At 60.1% G+C, this 5,595-nt stretch carries 4 protein-coding genes and 1 pseudogene; 4 read left to right on the top strand and 1 reads right to left on the bottom strand.

Annotated features, from left to right (window positions below):
- The 3 genes from D769_RS19915 to D769_RS19905 all read left to right on the top strand — a co-directional run.
- Positions 1–364, top strand: a 364-nt coding sequence (locus tag D769_RS19915; RefSeq protein ID WP_040011150.1) for a cytochrome c biogenesis protein CcdA, incomplete at its 5' end; no start/stop codon positions are given.
- A gap of 187 nt (positions 365–551) precedes the next feature.
- Positions 552–1,757: an MFS transporter gene (locus D769_RS19910; protein WP_241227891.1), complete on the top strand. Its 1,206-nt coding sequence runs from the start codon at positions 552–554 to the stop codon at positions 1,755–1,757.
- Between the two features lie 380 nt (positions 1,758–2,137).
- Entirely contained in the window at positions 2,138–3,583 is a 1,446-nt protein-coding gene (locus D769_RS19905; protein WP_008648788.1) for an IS1182 family transposase, read from the top strand.
- Between the two features lie 438 nt (positions 3,584–4,021).
- Here D769_RS19905 and D769_RS19900 read toward each other — a convergent pair whose 3' ends face one another.
- Positions 4,022–5,044 (bottom strand): IS110 family transposase, encoded by a 1,023-nt coding sequence (locus D769_RS19900; protein ID WP_008648782.1) that lies wholly within the window; start codon positions 5,042–5,044, stop codon positions 4,022–4,024.
- A gap of 248 nt (positions 5,045–5,292) precedes the next feature.
- Here D769_RS19900 and D769_RS19895 point away from each other — a divergent pair.
- A pseudogene (locus tag D769_RS19895) lies at positions 5,293–5,595 on the top strand (integrase); the annotation flags it as partial.

The raw sequence follows: 5,595 nt of genomic DNA, 5'->3' as shown, positions 1-5,595 counted from the left end.
GCTGCCCTTGCCCGCGCTTGCCTTGCGCGCCACGCGCGTCGGCAGCGGCTGGGGCGCCCTCCTGCTCGGCATGGCGTTCGCGATCGCGGTTTGCCCGTTCTGCACGCCCGCGCTGGTGGTACTGCTGGGCATCGCGGCAGCGGTCGGATCGCCGCTATTCGGTGGCACGCTGCTGCTGGCCTTTGCGCTGGGGCGCGCCGTGCCCGTGATCCTCGGTGCCGTGGCGATGGGCTGGCTCAAGAGCTTGTCCGCCCTGCAGCGTTACCAGAAGGCGTTCGAGGTGGCCGGCGCTGTGGTGCTGGTGCTGTCCGGCCTGTACATGCTCAACGCATACTTTTTCGTGATCCCTGCGCTGGCGGCCTGAGGTCGTGCTCCGAACTTTTACCGATCGGTCTGCCCCCGGCGCTTGACCTTCCCATCGGGGGAAGGTCCATGCTCGATCGCCATCACGGTGCGCCGTAGTGCTGCCTGGACTGACGGTCGTGTAGCCCCCGTATTCCATTGTTTCACCTCAACGGAGAACTGAATTGGTCCCCGATGTAGCCCACCCTGTGTCTGCTGACGAGCGCGAGCGTCTGCTTCGCATGCTTGCCGGTACCACGTTTATCATCTTCTTTCAGGCCTACATGGTCGCACCGATCATACCGGCGCTGGCGCGTGTTTTCGGCGTGGCGGAGCAGACCGCGGGCCTGATTGTGCCGGCCTATCTGATTCCGTACGGCATCGCGACGCTAGTCTACGGGCTGCTCGCCGATCGGCTCGGCATTCATCGGGTCATGTTCGTGTCGCTGGCCGCGTTTGCCATACTGACCGCGCTGACGGCGAGTGCGACGTCGATCGAGCAGATCGCATTGTGGCGGATCGCGACAGGGCTTGGCGCCAGTGGCGTCGTACCGCTTGGCCTGGCGCTGGTCGGTCGCCTGTTTCCCTACGAACAACGTGGACGTCCGCTTGGCTGGCTGTTTGGCGCGATGGCCGGCGGCATGGCCTTCGGCTCGCCATTGGGCGCGCTGCTGGTTCCGATGATCGGCTGGCGAGGATTGTTCCTGGTCGTCGCGGCGGCCGGCGCCGGCATCTTGCTGCTCCTGCTGTCCTATCGCCGCGTCATTGCTGCGGCGACCCAACCAGTGACCGGGACTCTGGGCGATTTGTTTCGCGGCTACAAGGCTCTGCTCGGCACGCCGCGCGGGCAGCGCACCTATGGCTACGTTCTGGTCAATTCGATGTTCCACTCGGGTGTCTTCACCTGGCTAGGGGTGTATTTCGAGCGTCGCTACGGCATGGACGCCGCAGGAGTTGGTCTGGCCTTGCTCGGCTATGGAGTGCCCGGTTTTCTGTTGGGACCGTACATCGGTCGTCTGGCAGACCGATGGGGCCGTGCTCGACTGCTTCCGGTCGGGCTCGCCGTCAGTGCCGCGGCAAGCGCAGTCCTGCTCACCGGATTCCCGGTGAAGTTCGCACCTGTTGTTGCCATGATGTTATCGCTGGGCTATGACATGACCCAGCCGCTATTCGGTGGCATCGTCACATCGTTCGGTGGGAAGCGGCCGGGGCAAGCAATGGGGCTGAACGTATTCACGCTGTTCGTTGGTTTTGGACTGGGGAGCCTGCTTTTCGGGGCGGTGCTTCGCTACGGCTTTGGTCCAGCATTGGGCACGTTTGCATTGGTTGAGTTGATGGCTGCCGTATGCGCTCTGCGATTGTTTCGCTCTGAAATGCCAGCCGCGTCGGCAGGCCTGTCGTCTGGGAACCGGTAACGCTGCTGGTCTGGGGACATAGCGACTACTTGACGGATCAGTACAGCGAGCGCAAGGAAGCCTCCGAGGCAAACGCCCCCACACTCGCCACGGCGGCCGTGAGTAACGAACACGATTCCCAAGTCGGCGACACCGACAGTGCTGAAGTCGAATAACAAACAACGAAAATGGTCACGGGACCAAGCAGTGGCGTTGCCAGGCTGAGAAATGCCCAGGCACTGGCCCAGACTTGATCGCTCTGCGAGCAGCGAGCCAGTGACCGCAGTTGCACCCAACTTCGGTCGTCTGCGAAAGTGAGCCGATGGCAGTGATGGGTCGAGGCTGTGTGAAAACGTCTCGATCACCTAGACTGGATCAACGCATTCAGATTGGGGGACCGGATGAAGCGATTCATAGAGGGAGAAGACCGCAAGCAGACTACGCTGCTTCCAGAATGCCTCGATGACTTCATCGCCGAGGACAACCCGACCAGGATCATCGACGCGTTTGTTGAAGAACTGGATCTCAAGTCGCTCGGATTCGAAGGTGCAAATCCTTCCACTACAGGCCGCCCCTCATATCATCCCGCCGTCCTGTTGAAGATATACATCTATGGCTACCTCAACCGGGTCCAGTCCAGCCGCCGGCTGGAGCGCGAATGCCAACGCAACATAGAGCTGATGTGGCTGACCGGCCGACTGGCGCCGGACTTCAAGACGATTGCAGACTTCCGCAGGGATAACAGCACGGGCATTCGCAATGTCTGCCGTCGCTTCGTGGTTCTGTGCCGCGATTTAAAATTGTTCTCGCAGGTCATGGTGGCCATCGACGGCAGCAAGTTCAAGGCAGTCAATACTCGGGACCGCAATTTCACGGCTGGCAAGGTCGACAAACGCCAGCAGCAAATCGAGGAAAGCATCCAGCGGTATCTGAGTGCGCTGGAGACTGCGGATCGCACACAGCCGGCGGAGATAGAACTCAAAACATCTCGACTGCGCGAGAAGATTGCGCAACTACGTCAGCAGATGCATCGCCTTGACCAGATAAAGGAAGAGCTCAAGACTCTGCCAGATGGTCAGATCTCGATGACTGATCCTGATGCGCGTTCGATGGCAACAATTGGAAAGGGCTCTGGAATAGTCGGCTACAACGTACAGATGGCCGTTGATGCCAAGCACCATCTGATCGTCGCTTACGAGGTCACAAATGCCGGCAGCGACCGGGCGCAGCTTAGCTCCATGGCTCAAGCAGCTCGCGATGCGATGGGTAAGACCAAGCTTAAAGCCATAGCTGATCGTGGCTACTTCAGTGGGCTGGAGATCAAGGAATGCGAGGATACGGGCATTGCTGCCATCTTGCCCAAGCCAGCAAGGTCCAGCGCGAAGGTGGGCGGTCGATTCGTTCGGGCGGACTTCATCTACATTGCCAGGGACGATGAATATCAATGTCCCGCCGGTGAACGTGCGATATACCGCTTCACCAGAGAAGAACATGGACTGCAGCTACGCCGCTACTGGAGTAGTGCCTGTCCTCAATGCACAATGCGATCTCAATGCACGCCGAGTCCGTACCGGCGCATCTCGAGATGGGAGCATGAGGAAGTGCTGGAGGCCGTCCAGCGCCGCCTCGACAAGACTCCTGATGCCATGACGGTTCGCAGGCGAACTGTCGAGCATGTCTTCGGTACCTTCAAACATTGGATGGGCTACACGCACTTCCTGACGCGTACGCTACCTAATGTAGGTACTGAAATGAGCCTGCATGTTCTGGCATACAACCTGAAGCGCGTCCTTCGAATTCTTGGGTTCTCGAAAACAATGAAGGCCATGCGCCTGGTGGGTGCGTAAGCACCCATTTGTGCCCAAAAATGGGCTGAATATCGCCCTTGGGAGCCCACTAGCGAAGTTCCCCCGCGTTTGGACGTCGTCCCACGACCGGATAGGCCGAAAATTCGATAAGGCTGGCTACGCCCCGGAGCGGGCGCGCATTGGTGCGATTCGGGAGACGTTTCCACACGGCCTTATATGGACACCGCCCGGTTTGCCAAGTCGATCTTGTTGTGATGCCTCAACGAGGTATCGGCTGCAGTCTTATATCCGGCCTGTGATGCAAGCCGAAGCCTGCGGGCCCTGATGGAATTCGCCAGGAACGTCCTCATCTCGGCCACGCACTTTTAAGCGCAAGGCCGTGTTCAGGTTTGCGTTCCTGCGGTCCGACCTGTTTTGCCATCACATGGAAATCAACCTCAGCAACCTATCGGTACTCCAACGTCTACTGCTGATCTGCTACGCGGGCCTCACGCTGATGTAATGCTTATCGTATGTGCTGCCGTGCGCCAGAATGGCCCATGCCGTGCGCGCCATCTTGTTGGCCAGGGCGACCGCCGCTACATTCACTGGTCGTCGCGCCTGGATTGCTTTCTGCCAGGCCGTCGGGACTTTCGCGCGACACATTACGGAGCGCGCGCCATGGATCAGGAGCGTGCGCAGGTACGGATCACCTCGCCTGGAGATGGATCCCAAGCGGATCTTGCCGCCGGTGCCAGTTTGTCGGGGTACCAGCCCGAGGAAGGAGGCAAACTCACGGCCAGACCTGAACGTCTTTACATCACCAATCGTAGCGACCAAGGCAGTTGCAGTGAGCTTGCCGATGCCAGGTACTTCAGCGATGGCGCGGCACGCCGCCTCCTGTTTGTGCCAGGCGCATATTTTCTTCTCAAGCTGGTCGATATCCTGCTCAATTGCGTCGATACGTTTCAACTGATCCAGCAGACTGCTGATCATAGATGGCGGCAGGGCGTCCTCGAGTTCCACCATGCGTGCCCGGATCTCAGTAAGTCCGGCCACGCGTCCGGCGCGGAATGACATACCGAACTCGTAGAGGAGGCCTCGTATCTGGTTCACCTGCATGGTGCGGAACTTGATCAGCAGCGAGCGCATGCGGTGAAGAGCGAGTATTGCCTGCTGGTCTTCTGTTTTGGCCGCTACGGACCGCATCCCCGGCTGGTGCACTGCCGTCCAGATTGCCCGCGCGTCCGCTGCATCGGTTTTGTTCGTCTGGACAAATGGACGAATAAACTTGGGATGCAACAGCACCACCTCGTGCCCGAGCGCCTTGATCTTGCGCGCCCACCAATGCGCACTGCCGCAAGCCTCAAGCGCCACACGCCCCTCAGGGCGCAGCGCTAGAAACGAAATCAGCTCGTCGCGTCGAAATCGCCGATTCGCTATCTCTCCCGTTTGCGCGTCGACCCAGTACATCTGAAAGACGTGCTTTGCAACATCCAGTCCGTATGTCGTAGCATTCATTTGGGCCCTCCGTTCCTCGAGTGGAAGTGTCGAATCTCCACTCTGGCACATTGATGCCGTTCGGTTCAGGAGGGCCTCTGCGTTCCTGTCGCGCCCTGCGTCCCCGAAGGGAGGGCGGTGTCCATTCCATCTCGGTCGATTAGCGACGATCAGCCAAGCAGTGCCCGTGGCGCTTGACGATGAGCGGACACAGACACGAAATTCCTCTTATAGATCAGTGCGTTAGGCCATATTTGGCGAAAATTTCACGAATTCCGGCCGACCCTCTTGATGGTTCCGCCGGGGCGTTCCGCGCGCCCGCTTCCAGTTGCATCCTGGGCGCGGACAACGACTACGATGCCATCCAGGCCTGGCTCGCCCTGCACGAAACCCCGGCGACACAGCGCGCCTACCGCAAGGAGGCGGAACGGCTGATCCTGTGGGCCATTGTCGCGCGAGGCAAGGCACTGTCCTCGCTGACCACCAAGGATGCGACGGACTACCGCGCCTTCCTGCGCAAGCCGTCGCCGCGTGAGCGCTGGGTCGGGCCGCCGCGGCCGCGCACGGCGCCG

It is taken from the genome of Cupriavidus sp. HMR-1, from assembly GCF_000319775.1.
GTDB lineage: Bacteria > Pseudomonadota > Gammaproteobacteria > Burkholderiales > Burkholderiaceae > Cupriavidus > Cupriavidus metallidurans.
The sequence above is the reverse complement of the archived record's forward strand: the minus strand, read 5'-3'. Positions and strand labels throughout refer to the sequence as shown.